The 22502-nt window shown below is 42.9% G+C and carries 11 protein-coding genes; 9 read left to right on the forward strand and 2 right to left on the reverse strand.

Annotated features, from left to right (window positions below):
- Window positions 1–263: 263 nt before the first annotated feature.
- Window positions 264–2246 carry an NPCBM/NEW2 domain-containing protein gene (locus tag WKT13_RS12735; RefSeq protein WP_340324169.1) on the reverse strand — a complete coding sequence of 661 codons (1983 nt, stop codon included), beginning with the start codon at window positions 2244–2246 and terminating at the stop codon, window positions 264–266.
- Entirely contained in the window at window positions 2246–9151 is a 6906-nt protein-coding gene (locus tag WKT13_RS12740; protein ID WP_340324170.1) for a LamG-like jellyroll fold domain-containing protein, read from the reverse strand. The genes WKT13_RS12735 and WKT13_RS12740 overlap by 1 nt, the downstream gene beginning before the upstream one ends.
- A 538-nt stretch (window positions 9152–9689) precedes the next feature.
- Here WKT13_RS12740 and WKT13_RS12745 point away from each other — a divergent pair.
- The 9 genes from WKT13_RS12745 (at window position 9690) to WKT13_RS12785 (ending at window position 22473) form a co-directional block, all read left to right on the forward strand.
- Window positions 9690–9893: a hypothetical protein gene (locus tag WKT13_RS12745; RefSeq protein ID WP_340324171.1), complete on the forward strand. Its 204-nt coding sequence runs from the start codon at window positions 9690–9692 to the stop codon at window positions 9891–9893.
- A 71-nt stretch (window positions 9894–9964) separates the two neighbouring features.
- On the forward strand, window positions 9965–12223 hold the full coding sequence (locus tag WKT13_RS12750; RefSeq protein ID WP_340324172.1) for a TonB-dependent receptor plug domain-containing protein: 2259 nt from the start codon (window positions 9965–9967) through the stop codon (window positions 12221–12223).
- Window positions 12224–13432: 1209 nt separating this feature from the next.
- Entirely contained in the window at window positions 13433–14950 is a 1518-nt protein-coding gene (locus WKT13_RS12755) for a class I SAM-dependent DNA methyltransferase (RefSeq protein ID WP_340324173.1), read from the forward strand.
- Window positions 14947–15867 (forward strand): PIN domain-containing protein, encoded by a 921-nt coding sequence (locus WKT13_RS12760; protein WP_340324174.1) that lies wholly within the window; start codon window positions 14947–14949, stop codon window positions 15865–15867. The genes WKT13_RS12755 and WKT13_RS12760 overlap by 4 nt, the downstream gene beginning before the upstream one ends.
- Before the next feature lie 5 nt (window positions 15868–15872).
- Window positions 15873–17114: a restriction endonuclease subunit S gene (locus tag WKT13_RS12765; protein ID WP_340324175.1), complete on the forward strand. Its 1242-nt coding sequence runs from the start codon at window positions 15873–15875 to the stop codon at window positions 17112–17114.
- Window positions 17114–17515, forward strand: coding sequence for a hypothetical protein (locus tag WKT13_RS12770; RefSeq protein ID WP_340324176.1), 402 nt, complete (start codon window positions 17114–17116; stop codon window positions 17513–17515). Before WKT13_RS12765 ends, WKT13_RS12770 begins: the two co-directional genes overlap by 1 nt.
- A gap of 107 nt (window positions 17516–17622) precedes the next feature.
- The gene (locus WKT13_RS12775; RefSeq protein ID WP_340324177.1) at window positions 17623–18678 is read left to right on the forward strand and encodes an AAA family ATPase; all 1056 of its coding nucleotides are present in this window, start codon (window positions 17623–17625) and stop codon (window positions 18676–18678) included.
- The gene (locus WKT13_RS12780; protein ID WP_340324178.1) at window positions 18675–19325 is read left to right on the forward strand and encodes a DUF4276 family protein; all 651 of its coding nucleotides are present in this window, start codon (window positions 18675–18677) and stop codon (window positions 19323–19325) included. Before WKT13_RS12775 ends, WKT13_RS12780 begins: the two co-directional genes overlap by 4 nt.
- Window positions 19326–19344: 19 nt before the next feature.
- Window positions 19345–22473: a type I restriction endonuclease subunit R gene (locus WKT13_RS12785; protein WP_340324179.1), complete on the forward strand. Its 3129-nt coding sequence runs from the start codon at window positions 19345–19347 to the stop codon at window positions 22471–22473.
- Window positions 22474–22502 lie beyond the last annotated feature (29 nt).

Raw genomic sequence — 22502 nt, forward strand, 5'->3', positions numbered from 1 at the left:
AACATAGTGGTAATCGTTTAAATGTTATAATTGGTCACTATAAATTTAATACTTTTTTCGCTATGTTCCTATTTACTAGTAGATTATATTAGATCTTATATCGAACTCACGTTAATTAATAGAAATTATGATATGAAACATGACCGGCTTGTATGGCTCATTTACAGGTATACGTGTTTCGTAGAATTCATATAATTAAGGCTGTCCTTTTTTTATTTAGGGACAGCCTTACATTTGTGTTAAATTATGTATGAATTGGTTTTCTAATTTTTCTCTTTAATCTCAAACGGTTTTATGGCCTCAGCGTTACCATATTTTATGTACATTTGATATTTGCCTGGTTTCAGGTCGCGTATGTCAATCATGAACGGAGCGACATATTTCACAGCTTTCACCATTTTTTCCTTTTTGTCGAAGATTACAACTTTTGCCTGCTCCTGTGTCGGCAAAGTCAGACGTATGCCTGTATTGTTAGGTGTGAAGGTGACACGTACATCATCGAGAGCTGTAGCGTAGTTTATCGGCAGTTCCGTAATATCTTTTGGTGAGAATCTTACCATTACCTTTAATGGTGCGCCTTTCACTCCGTTGTCAGGTGTCACGTATACAGGAATCTCTGTGCCTGGTTCAACTTGCATCATGTTGAGTTCTACATTGAGTGAACCATTATTGGATGCATCAAAGCCCAGTGTCGTGTTTTCAAAGACAAATGTCACTTCAACAGGTGTGTTATCCGGATTGTCCGCCGAACGGGCAACGCCCATGATGTATCCTTTGTTCTTGACGACATTGTCTGTCTGCATTTTCACCCAAGCTGTCTTACTTGGTTGTTCTGCACGTGAACGTGTGCTGTATTCACAGATGTAAAAAGCTTTTTTAGCAGCGTTCAGATGGTAACCCAGTTCGTTGAGATTACTTACTTTTGAGAGACTTACGTTAGCCGGGAATGAGATGAAATTCCATTGACCTGGTTTGAACGTGTATTTCAGAATCAGTTTTTTTACTGAAGCAATACCATTATCCACTACGACCTGACCGCGCGATTCAGGATCGGCATAAACAGTGAGTTCATTTATTTCATCCCCATTGTTAAGCACAAGTTTTTCATTGCGTGCTACGGTTCTGTCGTTGCGTATATAGAAGCGACATTTCGTAATCGGCGAAGTCAGGTATTCTTCTGTACCTGGCTGTACGGCAGTTACTTCAATATATGCAGACTTATCCTCGGGAATGGTATGTACGTTCAGTACGTTTCCCTCTATGGTTGCATATTCGCTTCCGGCTGTTATATAGTAGAGCCCGGTGCCGCCTGAAGTGAATCCTGCGTCAAGCGTATGTGTAAACGGCTTGCCGTAGGCCAATATGTCCGTTTCAGGCCATGTAGCTTTCTGAGCTTTTCTTACATCTTTTTTAAGATAAACACGTCCAAGCGGGAAGTTCATGTGGTCCTGAGCATTATTGTCAATTATATTACCCGTTATGACAATATTTGTCTGTCCGTCTATAGGAACTTCATACTTACGCAGATATATACCGTCAGCCGGCTTCACCGGATTGGTCTTGGCATACATTGTCTGTGTCTCCTTCACTTCGCCGTTTACGGAAAGAGAAAAACGGATGTCGCCGCTGCTCTTGTCGTCCTGAATTCCGTAATACGTAAAAAAGCGTGAGTACGGACTGTCTTCAGCAAAGTTGAACGTGAAGCTGCCGTTGGCATGAGTGCTGAAACTCTTATAGAAATTAATACCGTCAACAGGGAACGGATTTCCGCCATCAATGCCTTCGTCAAACTTTATTCTATTATCATATCCGCTTGTAGCGGTATTCCACTTGACATCCTGTCCGATCCATTTAAAACGCTCGACGCCATTGTCCTCTATCAACTCAGAAAGATACTGTGCTCCAGTTGCAGTGATAAATTTAGCACGATATGCATATCTGTCAGTTGTGTCAAGCAGAGGCACCGTGAAGTTACGGTTGAGCGTCTCCGGTATTGGCAGCAGATAATATCCGTCTGACAATGGTATATTGTCTGAAGACACAGTACTATTGCCGTCACGTAGACTGAAGGACACTACCTGAACATTTTGTATTTCCTCGCCTCCGGCATTGACCTTAGCCAATATCATACGGCCCGGGATACCGCCGTCGGCACTTGGAACAAGTCCTATCAGCTCAATGCTCTGGGCCTGTGCAGACAGGCCGAGCAATGAGAACAATAAAACAATTATATATCTTGCTTTCATTATCTTACGTTTATTTTGTTTGTATAATCCTTGTTAGATGTGCGCACACGCACGATGTATGTGCCTGAAGGCAACTGATGAGAGTAGCTGTCTGAAGTTGTTGTATTGTATACACATCTGCGTCCAACTGTATCGAACATCTCTATTACAGACTTGCCGGAAAGTCCTTCTATACGACATGTGTTTCCGTCTATGCTGACTGTAGGCTTTGTATTTTCAGCACCTTGTCCAATTCCAGTTGCTTCATCGTGTACATTCAGAAGAATGACAAATCGTGATGTTGCATCAGTTGTGTTCTCTACATTGAATTCATATCCGTCGCCATCAAGCAGATTCCATTTCTGACCTGTTGATTTGTCCAGAAGTTCTGCTTTGTCATTTAGGCCATAACCATATACTTTTATTGCAGCTAAACGGAACTTTCCTTTAGAGGAAAGGCGCAGGTTGAGTGGTATTTCCACTTGTTTGCCAGATAAGACGTTAACCGACAGGTTGCGGTCGTCGCATACGGTAGCAAGCTCGTTTGTCTTGGAGTTAAGGCCTCCCCACATTTTTACTGCATCTTCCCCGAGAACAAAACCGTTAGAAGTTTCGTTCTGTAATTTTATTTCTGTTCGGTCGGCCAGTTTATCAGAATCACCTGCGTATAGGCCCAGACGTAACATTCTACTCTCGTGAAGCATATAATGGTCAAATACACGGCGGTTTATGCTTGTATTCTTCGATTCCGGTGTTATTACAAGACTTGCACCTGATTGGCGTGTCTGTACGAAGAACGGTTGGAATGGCATGAGTTTCTGTGTCTCATCATAATTCTCCACCATATCCCAGGCTGTATATGTGTCACTCTCTGGATTGTACTGGTAGAGGTATTTCACCACTTCATCCTCATTGAGTATGACATTGTGTTCTTTTGTGAGATTTATGTTCGATAAGTATGGATTTCCAATCAGGTTCCATCCTGCATCAAACTCACTTGCACTCGGATAATATTCAAGCATATCTGCATATGCAGCATTACCGTTACTGAGCAAACTTCCCAAAGATGTATTTACCAGGCCTGTTGTATTTCCATCTGACTCAATTTTTATTTTTATGCCTTCGCTGAGTACGCCTTGCAACAATTTTGCCTTTACACCAAACGAAACGTATGGTGATGTAGCCTCAATGATATTTTCTTCATTTTCATTATCAGCTAATGACAGTTCTACTATTGGTTCAAGTGCAACATTAAGCTTGAGTTCACTGTTGTCGGTGACTCCCGAAAGTTTTATTGTGACTGGGTTGATAGCCAAGCTGTTAAGATTTTCTTTGTTGATCGTTACCACAATATCCTGTTCTGCCGGACCGTTAAGGTCTAGCTCAGATATATTGGCTGAAGCATATTCTGATTCAACAACAGACACTTGTACCTTGCTTGTCGGATTTTTACTTATCACTTTACTCTTTACGGTTATTTTGTTCATAGCGTCACTAATTATTATTGTGTCGCCTTCAATATGATTATCAACTGACAGATTAACCCTTACAGGGAAATCACCGGTAGTTCCGTCATACATCAACATCATTTCACACCCGTCGTTAAGAATAGTTCCGTCCACTTCAAATTTCATTCTTCCATTATCATGGCTGAGCATTGGAACGAATGTTGAGAACGGTTCTGGAGAACCTATCGGACGCAAGGCCAATGTAACGGCGGGAGCCGATGTCGTCTGTGGCATGTCAAAACTTATTGTAGCTTTCTGACCTGATGAGAACACCGAGGCTTTACTCATTGTAATTGTGTAGAACGAATTACTCAATGGCACAAACTCTGCATGCTCTGTATTTGCATAATTATATGGAGTTCCATTCATCACTCCTATACGGAAGTCTGCACTTACTCCTTGAGGTGCAGCTACATGTACCGCCTGATTTGATTCTGCATCCTGACTGTTTTGGCTGAATGTGATGGATGGGTGGTACGGCATATGTGAGAATTCTTCGTTTGAAGTTGTCCCATACAGAGTGAGTGGAGTGCCCGTAACAACATCGTATACCTTTCCGTTTTCATTTGTATGATCCATGTCTATAAACGAAACCAGTCCAGGCTCGTCAAGTCGAGGATTTTCCATCATATATTTACGTATCTCATCAGATGACAGTGCGCGACTCCAAAGCATTACTTGGTCGATTGCACCTTTGTACCATTTGTCTCCCTGATAGTTCTGTCCAAGGAGCAATGCCGAATTTATCTTGGCAGTAGGTACGCTTGTCGAGCGGAAATATTCGGCACCGTTAAGATATACATGGAATCCGTCAGATGCTGCAACTAATGCCACATGCATCCATCTTCCTACGTCTGAAGACTTGAAGTAATGTGTCGTTGACCATCCGTAGTATCCGTCATTCCAGTGGAAGCGCAGGTTCTTGTCCGCAATATGTATTCCACATACTCCACCGTTGCTGCCGCGGAAGAATATCAACGGTTTTACACTTTTCATCATATCCTCGTTGTCCAGACGTATCCATCCCATCATGGTTACATTGTTGAGTCCATTGAGACTGCTGCTTATCTGTGAAGACTGTACTGCAGCTCCTCCGCTATTGAATGTCATTGCCTTGCCTGGATCCACTGGCAGCATTTTGTTGTTGACTGTTATTACCAATGGTACCATGCTTCCGTTTTTACCTTCGATGGTATCTTTAAGCGTTTTAGCGTTTTTCAGCATGTTAATGTCAAGCTGAAGTTTTGCTACTGCCTTTCCATTGATAAATTTCATATTGTCTGCGATCTTGAACAGACCAGTTCTTGAACTTATTTCATAAAGTCCGCTCGGTTCGTTCATTCCGCCAACAAGATGTGCGTTAATATTATATGACACTTGATTCTGGTCATAAACATCAATCTCATTTCCTTCCCAATTTCCGGCCAGTGTTGGTTCTATTGCAGGTTTATTCTCGAGTACAGCAAGCATTTTATCTGTTATGTTAGCAACTTTTACACCTTTGGCTACTAGTGAACTACCACTTTCGCCGGCTTCCATATCTGCAACTTTCATCCATACTTTCTGGTCTTCATACAGTCCACATGCATAGAGCTGATACTGCTTTCCGCTATGCCATGACAGAGGAAGCTCTATATCAACAGTCTGTTGTCCTGCGTCAGAGAACGGGCGTATCTGGAATACTTCAGATGCGGCAATATAATATTGAGTGTTGACACCCATGCTGTCCGGATGAAGATTTGCGTAACGATAAACTCCAAATTCCGGTGCTTGTTCGCTTGATGGGGTCAGATATATTGCTGTTCCATTGCCCGTATCATATGCGGTACGTCCCTGAGGTGTTTTTACATCAGATTTGATTGCTCCAACAGCGACTGGCATCTTAACGTAAGATGTGACAGCCTGGGTGCGTGGAGCCATGCCTGTGCGTGAGAATAACTCATACTCCTTGTCAAGTGCTCCTGCATTAAAGTCATTGTAATACACCAAAGCGTTATTATCCGATGTATCATGTGAGAACATAGCACGCTTAATGTCATTTGCATTGAGCGCACGGTTCCATATCTTCAGTTCGTCTACACTTCCCTTCATTGCCATGCTCTCGAATCCATCTGCAAAAAGTGACAGGTTCACAGCACTGTTAAGTGAAGCCCACTGTACGATACGCGGAGCAGAAGCCACTTCACTGCCATTTATATATAATGTTACATTGCCGTCGCGATCTTCACTCAGCGCAACATGCGACCAGCGTCCCTTTGTCAAAGATCCGCCGACAAGATCTGTCTGCTGAGTTTCATTCTTATCGTATGTAGCACGGTCGAACAATTGAGCCGGAGCATAACGGAATTTCAGTTTGCCCTGGTCAAGCAATAATGCCCAACCGCGTGTGTCACGCTGCAATTCAACCGGGCGGTTACACAGTATAACACCATCGTTTTCCGGATTAATCCAGAAATCTATTGTGAAATCATTGAAGAAGTAGTCAACATTTCCAAGATCTATACGACCGTTGCCATTGCTGTAAAGAGCCAGTCCCGGTTTTGGTGCATATTCAACAGTCGTTGTTTTGGATGTGCCGGTCTTCACTGTATATATTGCTGATTCCGTTGTCACATCTGGTGATTCGCGCAATGTGAGTTTCAGTTGCACTTTATCATTATCATTGAGATTGGCTGTCAGGTATTGGTAAGGATTATTCACATCCGTTCCATTTACATACCATGTATAGTTATAATACAAAGGTATGGTCCATTTTGTATCAATACCGAATGTTCGACGTCCGTTGACATTAGAAAGTTCTTTCAGCGCAAAGCCGTTCTTGAAGTAGCGGTCAGCCGGATGCTCAAGGTCAGCCACCCACACGCCACGTCCGTAATCGCCTATCACCATTTCCTGGGTGGTATAGTTCAAGGCAAGACGCTTTGCCGAAAGCGGATTATATCCCTTAAGCCACAACGACCATTGGCCAGTATTGTGGTCGCGCAGATATATACCTGACGAAGAGCTGAAGAAATACAGGTCTCCTGTTCCCTCATGGAAGAATATATCGTCACACGAAATTGACGGCAGACCCTGCGAGAGATCCTCACTATTTCCGGTTGTCAAATCATATTTAAGCACCTTTCCGGTCTGTGCAACATATATAACGTTGCTGTTATTCGGATCAGCTGCAATCCAGGCGTTTGTAAACTTTGCCGCAACCTTTGAGCCGTTGGAACCATTCACCATAACAGTCTCAAAAGTATTGCCATTGTCTGTCGACTTGACAATTGTATGGTTGGTGTTCAGCACAAACAGTGTGGGCTTGTCGCCATCGCGGGTTATCGCGAAATCACGTGCACCAGTTCCAGCACCGCTCTCATCTACAGTATTTGCAGAGATGTTTATCGTCTTACGTCCGAAATCCTCTATACGGAAGAAAGACTGGGCGTTGTTTCCCGGATTGTGAATCAGATACCAATATCCTGTGCAGACATCAGCCATCGAATAGCCTTCATACCAAGAGCTGAGCGATACTCCTTCAAGACCTCCGCCTCCGCTTCCGGAGAAATAGCATGTGCCGGCATAAGGATTAAGGAAAGCTTCAGTTCCCTCATATCCACGCCAGTTTCCCCATCTGCCGTAACGGTATGTCTGTGCGTCTACGTCCTGCGTATTGCCGAGCATTGTCTGGTCGCCGAATTCATTTACCTTAATAGAATAATGCAGCTGATTGCCCATCGAGCTGTTTATGTTTGTCCATTCGTGGTTGTTGATGTTCTTGTCTTTTACGAGCAGACCGGCATCCGATCCACGGAATACTCGTCCGCTGCGGTGAGAGACAATACAATGATTGTCTGCATTGTGTCGTGCACTGGTTGTTGTATAATACAGTCCGTCATCTGCTTTAGCCTTCAGACGGTTTCCCCAGGCAAACTGCTGGAATGTATGTCCTCCGTCACTGCTTATTGCCGAACTCATGGAGCATCCGTACAGCCACTGTGGATCCTGGAAATTTACTCCAAAACCTCCGAGCCATCCCCATGGTGACTCATTTCCGAAAGCAAGTCCGTTGCCTATGCCGTTTATAGGTTCCTGCAATGTACGCCATGTCTTTCCGCCGTCGTCTGAGCGATAAACGGCTGAATATACGCCATAGCTTACGTTACGCGATGCCGTTGCGAACCACATCTGAAGTGGATTGTTCGGGTTTATCTCCAAAAAGCTCTGGGTTGTAGCCTTAAAAGGAAATTCATTCACCTGACTGTATCTCAGTTCTGTGCCGTCCTGATTGTATACATCGAACGTCATACGCTTTATATTGAAACTTCCGTCACTTTGCGGAGTAAGTCCGTCTTCAGAATAATATATACTGCGTGAAGTCGGTATATATATAAGGTTGCGGTTTTCGGGGTGGAAGGCAACGTTCTGGAAGAACGAGCCCTTCATACCTGTTTCCGGGTGAGTTTCTTTCATGTCTTCGGGTATCACTATTTGTTTCCATGTAACACCCTTGTCCTCACTATACCAAAGCTGACTGCCAAGATAGTTTGATCCACCTTGGTTGGCACCGATAAATTTCAATTTACCGGTTGCGTCCTTAAATGCGTATCCACGCTTGAACGATTTGTGTGTAGCACCCTGTACTCTTGTCCAGCTCTGTCCTCCGTCTGTTGTTTCATAAACGGCTGAAGCGTTGCCGTTCTTCATGAAGGCAAAGAAATGATCCCAGTCATCCGGATCAACGGGGATTGCCGAATGAGAACATATTTTTCTGTATTCACGATCCGGTATTCTGTCTGTGACACAGTCCCATGTTTCGCCCAGATTGTCTGTGCGGAATATGCCGCCGCCGTCAGGTATAACCATCAGTGCGTCAGGATTTGTGGGATGAACCACAATCCAGTGTACTCGACCTGTATAAGGTTTCTGCTGTACGGGACGGAAATATCCCGGATTGCGTTTGCCCTGCATACGGTCCTCCGGTGTATAAGGTATTTCCGGGTAATACGCCTCCAGTTGTTTTGCGTAAAGGCGGCGTACCGATTTCATTGTTTCACCATAATAAGCCGTATCTACAAACTGATATATGGAGTCGTTGCCCGGTGTGTGGCCGAAAGTAGGAAGCCACTGCTTGGCATACATACCATATTCGCGCGAGCCACGCACGTTATTGCGGTTCGCCTTTATGTAACGGTCCATGATATTTGTTATCTCTTGCGGAAACCAACCGTCCCGTGCAAGTTTGATATACACCTCATCATTCAGCAAATCTTCTTTCTTGACCTGTTCATAAGCAGAATCAGGTAATGTGGAAACAGCACGTTCCATTTTAGCGCGTTTCTTGTCGTTTACGTCTTTGTCATCGCTCAAATGAGCCTGCATAAACATAAGCGGTAAGAGAAACGCCAATAATCCTGTCAATCCTTTTTTTACCATAGTACCTTCATTCCTGTTTATAAAATCTTAATCTTTTAATATATGTTATCCTTTCCGGTAAAAACCGGACGGCAAATATATACCATTTCATCTGAAATAAAAAGAAAAATCGAACATATTTGTTATATATTAATATATTTTTTATTTTTTATTCTATTTTAAAAACATTTATACATTTACGCTTTTTCGGCAAATGTATCATATTTTCTGTATTTTTGCAATATGGTGTTTATGTTTCTTTAAATCAAAATAAATATACGGGCATATGATAGATTTTTAAAAACAATAGGGCTTGATTTATGTCAAATAGAAATTATTGGGGATTTCTGAGTGCAAATGATGAATAATTTACAGATAACACTAATTAACATTTTGGAGTGTATGTTTATTCAAATAATATACTTTCTCTTGATGTAAATCATCTAAAATTGATATTTAAAATGCAAATTAAATAATAAAGATTAAAAAAGGAACTTCTATTTCTTTTTTATACATTTATAATATATATTTGCACCCCGAACATTAAAACATTTAAATTATGAAGATGAAAAAAGAATACATTTCACCCTCGGTTCAAGTGTTGCAGGTTGTTGTTGATAACATTCTGAGCGGAAGCGCCGGTGGTGAAGACTTTGGTGATATGAACCCGTTGCCTCCAGATCCCGGTCGGTACAGTTACAATGACTACGAAGAAGAATCCGACGAAGCCGTTTACAGCAAAACCAACGTCTGGGGATATTGACCGGCTTGCGTTTTCAGGATATTAATATCAGCACACAGGATAACAACTTATTTATAGCACAATATTTTTATATGAGAAACATCATGTTGGCAGCTTGTCTTGCGGCATGCTGTTATTCTTCTGCTTATGCAGGAAAAGCTGACAGTCTGGATATATTCCGTACTGTCGATCTGCGTGAGGTGATAGTTTCTGTCAACCGTGAACAGACACGTAAGATAAACACTCCGCAGCACATTGTGAGCGTTCCAAAAAGTTACATCGATTACGCCAACAAGCAGTCTACGGCCGACTTGCTCGGTGAAACCGGTCAAGTGCTTGTACAGAAGAGCCAGCAGGGTGGAGGCAGCCCCATACTCCGTGGCTTTGAGGCGTCGCGCATCCTTCTTGTTGTTGATGGCATAAGGATGAACAATCTTATATACAGAAGCGGTCATCTGCAGAACTGTCTTACCGTGGATCAGTTCGCATTGAAAAACATGGAAGTACTTTTCGGGCCGTCGTCGCTCAACTACGGTTCCGACGCTTTGGGCGGAACAATCGTGTTCAACACGATGTCGCCTACACTTGCCGCCTACGGAGCATCCTCTACAAGCGAGGGACATGCTGTCGTGAGATACGGCAGTGCCAACAATGAAGGTACGGCGCATGTGGATTTCAATTACGGTACGGATAAGTTCGCGTCGCTCACATCGTTCACGTTCAGCAACTTCGGTGATCTTCGTGCCGGAACCAACCGCAATCCGTTCCTGCCCGATGACGATAATTATATAAGAAGCGACATCTACGTTCAGCCGCAGAACGGCAAGGACGATATCCTCCTGTATAACGACAAACCGCAGCTACAGAAGCGTTCGGGTTATCTGCAGTACGACTTCATGCAGAAACTGCTCTACAAGCCCAATGCCCGACAGTCGCACATGATTAATTTCCAGCTGTCAAACACCAACGACTTCAACCGCTACGACCGTCTGAGCGTCACCGAGATGAAGGACGGTGAGTTGCGACCTAAGTTTGCCGAGTGGTACTACGGTCCGCAGTTCCGCCTCATGGCAGCCTATCAGTATGACGGACGCGAGCAGCTCGGAGCCGACAAGGTACATCTTACTTTGGCCTACCAGAACGTGAAGGAGAGCCGCCACGACCGCAAGTTCCAGAAAGAAGAACTGTACAACAACTGGGAGAACGTGAATATAGTATCGCTCAACAGCGACTGGATAAAGTATATGGACAGCCATAAACTGCACCTTGGTATCGACGGTACGCTGAGTTTTCTGAAGTCAACAGCCAACACCGAGAACGTGCTTACGGGCGAAACATCATACAATACCACACGCTATCCCGACGGCCATAACAGCATGCACACCATCGAAGCGTTTGCCACCCACGTGTGGAACATCAGTCCGAAATGGAGCATGCACGACGGCATCCGCCTTGGCTATGCCACCACATATTCCAGTGTGCTCGACGTGGAGGAGTTCCCCTTCTTCGGCGGCGACAGCCAGCGCAAGAACAATCTGACATACAGCGCGGCATTCGGCATGAACTGGCTGCCTACAAAGACATGGAAGATAGCCATATCGGCATCCACCGCCTACCGCGTGCCGAACATCGACAACACTTCAAAAGTGTTCGACTCAAAGGTCAGCACCGTGACAATACCCAACAAGGACATACGTCCGGAGAAGACCGTTTCGCTCGACCTTAACATAACAAAGCACATCGACGACGTGCTGACATGGGAGAACGTGATATACGGCACCTACTATTTCGACGCCATAACCACCGCGCGCGGCACATTCATGGGCGACAGTCAGATGGAATATCAGGGCGAGATGTGCGATGTCTATACATACACCAACGCCAAGAAGGCGGCGCTCTGGGGCTTTTCGTCAAGCCTTACTGCCACTCCGTCGCGCCAGACCGAGCTTTACGCTTCGTTCAATTATACCTACGGCCGCATACTCGGAGGCGAGAAGAAACAGCCGCTCGACCACATACCGCCTATCTATGGACGTGTGGGTGCGGCATGGCTCACGGCTGACGGTCGCGGACGTTTCGACATGTATGCCCTCTATAACGGCAAGAAATCGGTTGACGACTACAACATGGACGGCGAGGACAACATCGACTACGCCACCGTGAAGGGTGCCGACGGCGAGGGCATGCCGGCATGGTTCACGCTCAACCTCAAAGGCAGCTACACCCTTAACCGTTACATCGCCCTGCAGGCAGGCGTGGAGAACATACTCGACACCGAGTACCGCGTGTTCTCATCAGGCATCAATGCTCCCGGCCGCAATGTCTATGCAGCCGTCAGAATGACGTTCTGACGCATATAATCGCGGGCACAAACATTTTCTATATATTCATAGTTTTTTGTCAGAGGTGGAGATGTATCAGGTCTTCCGTATGAACGGACAAGGCTGATATGTTTCCACCTCATTTTTTATAGTGTACTGTTATGCCAGGAACGCTGTGGCATGGCGCTTTTCACGATTCACCCGGTAAACAGTGTAAGAACAATGAAAAAACATTGGTGCAGAGGAAACGCATGCTTTCAGTTTATCAGATAAAATAATCCCATTATTTTCATAGCGCGTCATATCAATGTTTTTTTAAGCGCGATATCAGCATTATTAAAGAAAACCCGCGGAACCAACTTACGGTTTTTCTTGACTTTTTTTTGACAAAATAAATTCGGAAAATAGGCGTGAGGAAATGTTAAATCCGGTGTCATAAAGTGCATTTCGGGCGGTACCGTCTTTTGATATACCCTATAGCGTAGTCAGAAAGGGTTCATATTGCGTTCTGATAATGCCCGTTTCGTGGTCCGGTTAAGCCTATGTTAGGGTGTGATATGGTGCATTTCAGCCCCTGATCTGGGCAGTATCGCATGCTGAAATGGTGCATATTGCAAAGCGATAAAATATCCTTTAAGCGCAAGCTATTGACATTCAGTGTTTTATAAAAGTCTCTCGTGATTCGCGTATTTGCGTCCGATGGAGAGTCAGTCCGCAAATATTCGCTTATTTTTCGGGGTAGAACAGGAAACTCTGGCGTAAAAATCAAAATCCGGTTACAATCTGAAAGTCGCCTGTATTGACTTCATTTCAACAGGCGAGAACAATGCTTATTCTGTCTTAAAACCTCAGTTCTTATATAAACCAATTTTCATTTAATTTCTATCGGTCCTTTTTCTTTCTATGCGTTTGCCGTTTTCTGATAGTTTGTCGTCTTTAACTTTTACTTCCTGATAATGAATGAATATTCCGTTCCGAAGGGTAGGGCGTGGCGGGATCGGTTTATGCGAGATTGTCGTACTGACACAGGTTTCACGGGTGTTGACCGTAGCCGGACATTGCATAATACATTTCCAAAATACAGGGGAAGGGCTTTTCTGCCTCTCCCTTTCTTGTTTTAACGATTTGTTTTATAACTTTGTCGTCTGATAATATTTATGAATGTACACACGGCATGCTTTTTATGGGTGTGCGGCATTTTTATTTTGATTTTTGATATAGCAGAAAAACAATACATATATGGCAAAGACAACAAATACAGCAGAAATAGGATTTGAGAAGGAAATATGGAAGGCGGCTGACCTGTTGCGCGGCAATCTCGACGCTTCGGAATATAAATCGGTGGTGTTGGGACTGATTTTCCTGAAATACATATCGGAACGTTTCGAGGTGAAATACAAAGATCTCGTGGACGAAGGCGACGGCTTCGAGGAGGACAAGGACGAATATACGGCCGAAAACATATTCTTCGTGCCGCAGGACGCGCGCTGGCAGGTGGTGGCCGATGCGGCTCATACGCAGGAGGTGGGAACCGTGATCGACAATGCCATGCGTCTGATTGAGAAAGAGAACCCGCGTCTTAAAGGCATACTGCCTAAGAATTTTGCACGTCCGGAGCTGGACAAACGCCGGTTGGGCGATGTGGTGGATCTCTTCACCAACATTCACATGAAGGAGCAGGGCGACTCAAAGGACATTCTGGGACGCACTTATGAGTATTGTCTCGCCAAGTTTGCCGAGAAAGAAGGCAAGCTGGCAGGCGAGTTTTACACGCCTGCATGCATTGTCCGTACATTGGTAGAGGTGTTGCGGCCTTATAGCGGTCGTGTGTACGACCCGTGCTGCGGATCGGGCGGTATGTTTGTGCAGTCGGCGAAGTTTATAGAAAGACATCAGGGAAACATAAACAACATATCTGTATTCGGACAGGACAGTAATCCTACGACGTGGAAGATGGCGCAGATGAACCTGGCCATACGTGGCATCGAGGCGGACTTGGGCAAGTTTGCCGCTGACACCTTCTTCGACGACCAGCACCCCACGCTGAAAGCCGATTATATATTAGCCAATCCGCCTTTCAACTTGAGCGACTGGGGCGCCGACAAGTTGCAGGACGACCCGCGTTGGCGTTACGGCATTCCGCCATCGGGCAATGCCAACTTCGCATGGTTGCAGCACATGATTTATCACCTCTCGCCCCGTGGTCGCATTGGAATGGTGCTTGCCAACGGTTCGCTGTCTTCGCAGTCGGGTGGTGAGGGCACTATTCGTGAGAACATCATCAAGGCCGACCTTGTGGAAGGCATTGTGGCAATGCCTTCGCAGCTGTTCTACACCACCGGTATTCCTGTGTCATTGTGGTTTCTCAATCGCAACAAGAAGCAGCCGGGAAAGATACTCTTCATCGACGCTCGCCAAATGGGAACGATGGTTACCCGAAAGCTGCGCGAGTTAGATGAAAAAGATGATATTCAGCGCATAGCCCGTACATTTAAAGAGTTTGAAGAAGGAATATTGAAGTCCCAAAAAGGATATTGCGCTGTAGCTACTCTTGAAGAGGTCGCCAATCTGGATTATATACTTACTCCGGGACGTTATGTAGGCATTGCTGAGGCCGAAGACGATGGCGAACCGTTCGAAGAGAAAATAACACGGCTCACTGCGGATTTGTCTGAAATGTTTGAGCAATCGCATCAATTAGAGGAAGAGATTCGGAAGCAGTTGGAATACATTGGGTATAAATTATTAAAGCGATGAAACGTATTGCAATATTTTTTGATACAAACATTTTGGAATCTCGTTTTTCTGAAAAGAAACAAGAATTTCTTTTTCATTATAAAATTATTCCTAATGAACTTTTTAATAAAACAATAAATTATATAAAGACCAATAATATAGAGAATATAACTGATTTCTGTGTATGTACAGTATCTTTAAAAGAGTTGAAAAATCATTTGGTTGAAAATTATAAAAACAGAGTGAACGATTTTATACATCAAGAGGCTGTTTATAAGAAAGCTTTTGGTCCGTCTGTTGAAATACTTTATGAGTTTGAACATAAAAATGAAGAGGAATATAGTAAATATATAGAAAAGAAATTGAATGTTTTTTTAGAAGAATACAAATGTAAATTAATAGATTATCCAAATGATATAAATTTTTATAAATTATTAATTGATAAATGTATAGATAAAAAAGAGCCATTTAAAACAGCAAGTTCACAAGGTAAAATATATACGGATGCTGGATTAAAAGATGCAATAATATTTGAAACTATCATCAGATATGGACATGATAATGATTGTTTGACAATTCTTGTTTCGAAAGATAATGACTTTGCAAATACTAGAGAGCTATATACATGTAATTCTATTGTTAAATTAGAAGAATATCTTTTTGAACATTCATATATTAGTAATGAAAATGCAATTAAAAATAAAATTCAAAGTGATTTATATTTACGTGAAACCATCATTTCAATGACGGATAATAAATTAGATGAATCCGTAACAGAATTTGAAGTGAAAAATGTTGTAAAAAATGAAGATGACCCTAATTGTTTCAATGTAAATATAAAATGCACAATTAATGAAAGTATATATATAATTGATTGTACATACGATTTTTATTCAAATAATGTAGAGCTTGATTCATATAAAATTGAAAATGAATAATTCATATGTGGTTAAAATATAAATTATCAGAAATAGGGACAATAGTTGGAGGTGCAACTCCTTCTACGAACGTAGAAGCATATTATAATGGAGATATACCATGGCTTACTCCAAAAGATTTGTCAGATTTTCAATGTCGTTATGTTAAAAAAGGAAAACGTAATATAACGAGGTATGGATTAAATAGCTGTTCTGCACAATTATTACCAGCGGGGAGTGTTCTTTTTTCTTCTCGTGCTCCTATTGGATATATCGCTATTGCTAAAAATCCCATAGCTACAAATCAAGGATTTAAAAGTATTATTCCTGACAAAGAAAAGGTTGATAGTTTATTTTTATACTATCTCTTAAAATATAATAAGAATAATATTGAAGCTTTAGGGAGTGGAACAACTTTTAAGGAAGTGTCTGGCTTCACAATGAGAAATATCGAAGTTTTCATTCCGTCACTTAAGGTACAAAAACAAATTGCAGGTATATTGGGATCCCTTGACGACAAAATCGAACTAAACCGCCGTATCAATGAAAATTTAGAGCAGCAGGCACAAGCCTTATTCCAGTCTTGGTTTGTAGATTTCGAGCCATTTAAGGACGGCAAGTTTGTGGATTCGGAGTTGGGGAGGATACCGGAAGGGTGGAAGGTGGGACTGATCTCAGATTTTGGGAAAGTAATATGCGGAAAGACGCCATCAAAAGCATCTAAAGATTATTATGGTGGAAATATTCCATTCATAAAAATACCAGATATGCATGATCAATTATTTATTTTGCATAGTGCAGATTCTCTATCATATAAAGGAAGTTCTTCACAACAAAATAAATTGTTACCTCCTTATTCTCTTTTAGTAAGTTGTATAGCTACTGTAGGTTTAGTTAGTATTAACACAAAACCATCACATACAAATCAACAGATTAATTCTATTGTTCCTTATAATAGCAGTTATTTATTTTATTTATATCTTAGTTTGACATCAATTAAGAAGAAATTAGAGAATATGGGAAGGGGCGGAACTGCAACTTTAAATGTTAATACTACATCGTTCAGTAAAATATTAATAATTATCCCCAAACAATCCGTTTTGGATAAATTCTCGTCTATAATTAGTCCATTATTTAAAAATATTGAGATTTTATCAGAACAAAATTTTAAGATTTCCCAACTCCGCGACACACTTATTCCCCGTCTTATGTCTGGCGAACTACAAATAAATGATGATAATATGACTTATAATAACAATTTTAAATAATGAATATTACAATAGATGTTATTTTCTCAATCTTGAATATTTTATTATCTGTGACTGCTGTATGTATTGCCATAATATCATCGCGAAATACATCGAAAGATGCGACAAGACAGATTGAAAGTATCATACAGTTGTCTAAGATACAGATTGAGACATCAATAAAACAAATTGAGGTAGAGATACAGAAAAACGCTATTCTTGCAAAGCAGGCAAAAGAACAATATGATTCTGTACGTGATTTCAATAATTCTCCGTTTCCTTATAATGGGGAATTAATGTCACGAAGATCCGAAGAACAAAAAGCTGGGCAGGAGTTGCAATTCTATCGTTCACAGGTAAAAAATCTCGAAAGTGTTCGTACAAGTCTGAATGAGATAAAGGAACGATTGAATGGAAAGTAAATATAGTATTCTAAATATTTGATTGTTAAGGAAAGTGTGTGGTGGATTGTAAGTAATGAGAAAAAATAGTTATCTTTGTTGTATTATCTCCAATACTATACAAGTGAATGGACAAAATAGAAATAAAAGGATATAAGTCGTTCAAGGATTTGACACTTGAATTGCGTCCTATCAACATACTGATAGGTTCCAACGGATCGGGAAAGAGTAATTTCCTGTCTTTCTTTGAGTTTCTCAACCGTATGTACGAGCAGAAACTCACGGAGTATGTCGCGCTGAACGGAGGAATTGACAAATATTTCTTTCAAGGTAGCAAGACGACGGATGCCATCGAAGCCACTATCTGTTTCAAGAACAACTCCTACTCGTTTGAGCTGAAAGAAGGAGACAATAGGTTTGTGTTCTCAAAAGAGAAACTGGGATACCATAGCTCGTATTCCGACATTGCCAGCTTCAGCAACGAGGCCTGCATAAAGTCATACTGCGGATTGTCGAGGGGCGAATACATCCAAAAATATCTGTCTGAAATAAAGAAATATCATTTCCACGATACGGGCAAAAGTTCTCCGTTCACCAAGGAAAGTCATATCGTGAACGACGCCTACTATCTGTATGAGAAGGGAGAAAATCTGGCCGCTTTTCTGTATGCAGTCCGAGAGAATTCGCCCATCACCTACAAGCGGATTGTGCGCGTCGTCCAAAGCATCGCGCCCTACTTTAGCGATTTCTATTTCAACGTGAGTGCTGCCGACACGGTCCGCTTGCAATGGACAGACAAGTTCAGTTCTACTGTATATGGACCGACAGACCTCTCCGACGGAACTGTGCGCTTCATCGCACTGACCACGCTGTTTCTGCAACTCGTGCCTCCCAAAGTCATCATCATCGACGAGCCCGAACTGGGACTGCACCCTCTGGCCATACAGAAACTTGCCGGACTCATAAAGTCGGTGTCGGCAAGAGGCACACAGGTCATTATTGCCACCCAAAGTGCGGACCTTATCAGTAATTTTGACGCGGAAGACGTGATTACAGTCAACCAGACAGATGGCGTTTCGGTAATGGAAAGATTGAAGCCGGAAAGTCTGGAGTCATGGCTGGAGGAATATACGCTGGGCGATCTGTGGAAACAGAATATTCTGAAAGGAGGGCAGCCGAAATGAGAAGACTGATTATCATCTGTGAGGGTTCGACAGAGCAGGCTTTTTGTAAAGACCTCTTGCGCGACTATTTCCTTACAAAAGATCTCTTGCTGGAAGCTCCTACCATAAAACATTCTAATGGTGGCATCGTGGCGTGGGACACTTTAAGAAAACAGATTGTAAGACATCTGAACGAAGGAGACTGCGTGGTTTCGTTGTTGGTGGATTATTACCGCATAAGGGATTCATACAAATTTCCGGGATGGATGGAGAGTAAAAGTATAAGCAATATTTATAAAAGGATGGACTTTCTATTCAAACAGATGTCTGAGAATATAGATGAGGATCTGCGCTCGAGGTTTGTTCCTTACATTCAGTTGCATGAGTTTGAAGGACTGTTGTTCAGTGATATTTCTGTGTTTAAAAGGAACTTTACGAAGGATCAGCTCGATTACCGGCAGTTGGAAGATGCTGTAAATGAATTTGCTTCTCCGGAGGAAATAAACAACGGTCCTGCTACCGCACCGTCGGAACGTCTGAAGAAAGCCGTTGTCGGATATGATAAGGTGACTGACGGTGACATCCTTGCCATGGAAATAGGACTTGAGATAATCAGGAAAAAATGCTCTTTGTTCAATAACTGGATAGAGCGAATGGAGAATTGTTGAAGAACAAATACACAAAGCCATGTCATTCACAGAAGATAATTATGAAAAAGCATTGATAGCTCTGTTTGAGCAGATGGGTTATCAGCATGTTTACGGTCCGGATATAGAGCGCGATTATTACGTGCCGTTCTATGAAGAACAGTTGACAGACAGCCTATGTAACATAAACAGAGGAAAGCCGCAGGCTGCCATAAATGAAGCTATATCCAAGTTGAAGAACATTGACAGTGGAAGTCTGACACAGCGTAATGAATTGTTCATGGATTATCTGCAGCATGGTATAGAGGTTTCATATTTCAACGGCAAGGAGCAGCGCAACGACATAGTTTATCTGATAGATTATAAGCACACGGAGCGCAACTGTTTCCAGATAGTGAATCAATGGACGTTTGTGGAGTTTTCGGAAAAGAGAGCCGACATCATTGCTTTTGTAAACGGATTGCCTCTTGTTGTTATGGAACTGAAATCGCCGTCGCGTGAGGAGACTGATGCCTCGGAAGCGTATCTGCAACTGCGCAACTATATGAAGGAGATTCCGTCGCTGTTTGTATATAATGTGTTCTGTGTGATGAGTGACATGGCTTGTTCAAAGGCCGGTACCATTACAAGCAAGGAAGACCGTTACATGGAATGGAAAACCAAGGACGGAGATTACGAAAGCACGGATTTTGCCGATTATGACACTTTCTTTGAAGGAATATTCCAACGTGAACGTCTTCTGGATATTGTTAAGAACTTTGTATGTTTCTCGAAGGATGAAAGTGGCTCGGCAAAGATATTGGCAGGGTATCATCAGTATTTTGCCGTGAAGAAGGCTATCGGACGTACAAGAATGGCGGTGAGTAATGATGGAAAAATCGGAGTGTTCTGGCATACGCAGGGCAGTGGCAAATCGCTCTCTATGGTGTTTTATGCGCATCTGCTTCAGGAAGAACTTTCGCAACCCACCATTGTCGTGATAACCGACCGCAACGACCTTGACGACCAGTTATATACGCAGTTCTCAAAGTGTCAGGACTTTTTGAGGCAGGTCCCTGTACAGGCCAAAAGCCGTGAGGATCTGAAAGCTCTGTTGGCAGGGCGTGAGGCAAACGGTATCATTTTCACTACCATGCAGAAGTTTGAGGAGTCTGCTGAACCGCTCTCACTCAGAAGAAATATTGTGGTGATGACTGATGAGGCTCACCGCGGACAATATGGCTTCGAAGAGAAGATAAGGATGACGAAAAATGAGAAAGGCGAGGATGTTGCAAAGAGAGTTATAGGTACGGCCCGGATAATTCATGACTGCCTGCCAAATGCTTCTTACATAGGTTTCACCGGTACTCCTATCTCTACGAAAGACAGGGACACGGAGGAAGTGTTCGGAAATTATATAGATGTGTACGACATGACACAGGCTGTGGCCGACGGTGCTACGTGTCCTGTGTATTATGAGTCGCGTGTGGTAAATCTGAATCTGGACGAAGCAACACTGAAGGCAATAGACGACGAATACGAACTGCTTGCTGACGAAGGTGCAACGGAAGAGCAGATAGAGAAGAGCAAAAGGGAAATGTCGCATCTGGAAGAAATTCTGGGTGCGCCGGCAACGATAGACTCTTTGTGCAGGGACATTCTGAAACATTATGAGGAGAATCGTCAGTATGAACTGACGGGCAAGGCGATGATTGTGGCCTACTCTCGTACTATCGCCATGCGCATTTATTATAAAATACGGGAACTGCGTCCGGAGTGGGACGAGAAGGTGAAGGTGGTGATGACGGCTGGTAACAGTGATCCGGAAGAATGGCACGACGTTATAGGCAACAAACAATATAAAAAGGAACTGGCCAAACGATTTAAGGATAATGATGATCCGATGAAAATTGCCATTGTGGTGGATATGTGGCTGACGGGTTTTGATGTACCGTCATTGGCTACGATGTATGTGTACAAACCTATGAGCGGACACAACCTGATGCAGGCTATTGCACGTGTGAACAGAGTATTTAATGGCAAGGCAGGAGGACTGGTGGTGGATTATATAGGTATTGCCAAAGCCTTGAGGGAGGCAATGCGAGACTATACACGGCGTGACCGCAGTAAATTCGGAAATCCTGATATAAAGGAAACAGCTTTGCTTAAATTCAAGGAAAAGCTGGAAGTGTGTCAGAATCTGTTTCATGGCTATGATTATAGCCGTTTCCGTACGGCATCGGATGCTGAATGTGCACAGATAATAAAAGGAGGCGTGAATTTCATCCTTGCTTCGGACAAGCATGAACAGAGGCAGACATTCCTGAAAGAAGCCATGTTGCTTCATAATTCCATTACGCTGTGCCGTAGTCTGCTGGATGGACAGCAACGCTATGAAGCCGCATTCTTTGAAACAGTGCGCACGTTGCTCTCGCGGATGACTGGAAAAGGAAAGGTAAGCAAACGCGAGATAAACGCAAGAATAGGCGAGATGCTTAAACAAAGTGTGAAAAGCGAGGGAGTGATAAATCTTTTCTCTGATGTGAAGGCGGAGTTTTCTTTGTTTGATCCTGCATTCCTGGAAGAGATATCCAAGATGAAAGAAAAGAATATAGCCGTTGAATTATTGAAACGTTTGTTGGCCGAACGCGTATCGTTATATCAGAGGACAAATATAGTGCAGGCTGAAAAATTCTCAGACTTGTTGAACCGTTCGTTGTCAAATTATCTGAAAGGACTGCTCACTAATGAAGAAGTGATACAGGAACTTCTGAAACTGGCGAAAGAAATAGCATCTTCGGAATCAGCGGGAAATGATCTGGGACTGACAGGTGAAGAGAAATCATTCTATGATGCATTGACAAGACCACAGGCTGTTCTGGACATGTATTCCAACGAACAACTGGTGGCTATGACAAAAGAATTGACGGAGACTCTCCGCAAGAATCGCACGATAGACTGGCAGAAGAAAGAATCGGCCAGAGCCGGTATGCGCAAGATGGTGAAGCGATTGTTGAGACATTATCATTATCCACCGGAGGAAGCGGCAAATGCGCTTGAGACTGTTATCCGACAGTGTGAACAATGGACAGATAACGAAGAAACGATTACTGAACCGAGAACATATAGTATTGGGTATAATAATTATTCTATGGCCGCGGATGATGTGTCAAAATATGGGAATGTGTAATAAAGGAATGTGAACATACATAAATGTTA

Source organism: Prevotella sp. HCN-7019 (assembly GCF_037890215.1).
Lineage (GTDB): Bacteria > Bacteroidota > Bacteroidia > Bacteroidales > Bacteroidaceae > Prevotella.

What these genes read in the sequence shown, in the direction of transcription:
- WKT13_RS12735 (WP_340324169.1), bottom strand. Translation starts at nt 2,246, where the DNA reads ATGAAAGCAAGATATATAATTGTTTTATTGTTCTCATTGCTCGGCCTG.
- WKT13_RS12740 (WP_340324170.1), bottom strand. Translation starts at nt 9,151, where the DNA reads ATGGTAAAAAAAGGATTGACAGGATTATTGGCGTTTCTCTTACCGCTT.
- WKT13_RS12745 (WP_340324171.1), top strand. Translation starts at nt 9,690, where the DNA reads ATGAAGATGAAAAAAGAATACATTTCACCCTCGGTTCAAGTGTTGCAG.
- WKT13_RS12750 (WP_340324172.1), top strand. Translation starts at nt 9,965, where the DNA reads ATGAGAAACATCATGTTGGCAGCTTGTCTTGCGGCATGCTGTTATTCT.
- WKT13_RS12755 (WP_340324173.1), top strand. Translation starts at nt 13,433, where the DNA reads ATGGCAAAGACAACAAATACAGCAGAAATAGGATTTGAGAAGGAAATA.
- WKT13_RS12760 (WP_340324174.1), top strand. Translation starts at nt 14,947, where the DNA reads ATGAAACGTATTGCAATATTTTTTGATACAAACATTTTGGAATCTCGT.
- WKT13_RS12765 (WP_340324175.1), top strand. Translation starts at nt 15,873, where the DNA reads ATGTGGTTAAAATATAAATTATCAGAAATAGGGACAATAGTTGGAGGT.
- WKT13_RS12770 (WP_340324176.1), top strand. Translation starts at nt 17,114, where the DNA reads ATGAATATTACAATAGATGTTATTTTCTCAATCTTGAATATTTTATTA.
- WKT13_RS12775 (WP_340324177.1), top strand. Translation starts at nt 17,623, where the DNA reads ATGGACAAAATAGAAATAAAAGGATATAAGTCGTTCAAGGATTTGACA.
- WKT13_RS12780 (WP_340324178.1), top strand. Translation starts at nt 18,675, where the DNA reads ATGAGAAGACTGATTATCATCTGTGAGGGTTCGACAGAGCAGGCTTTT.
- WKT13_RS12785 (WP_340324179.1), top strand. Translation starts at nt 19,345, where the DNA reads ATGTCATTCACAGAAGATAATTATGAAAAAGCATTGATAGCTCTGTTT.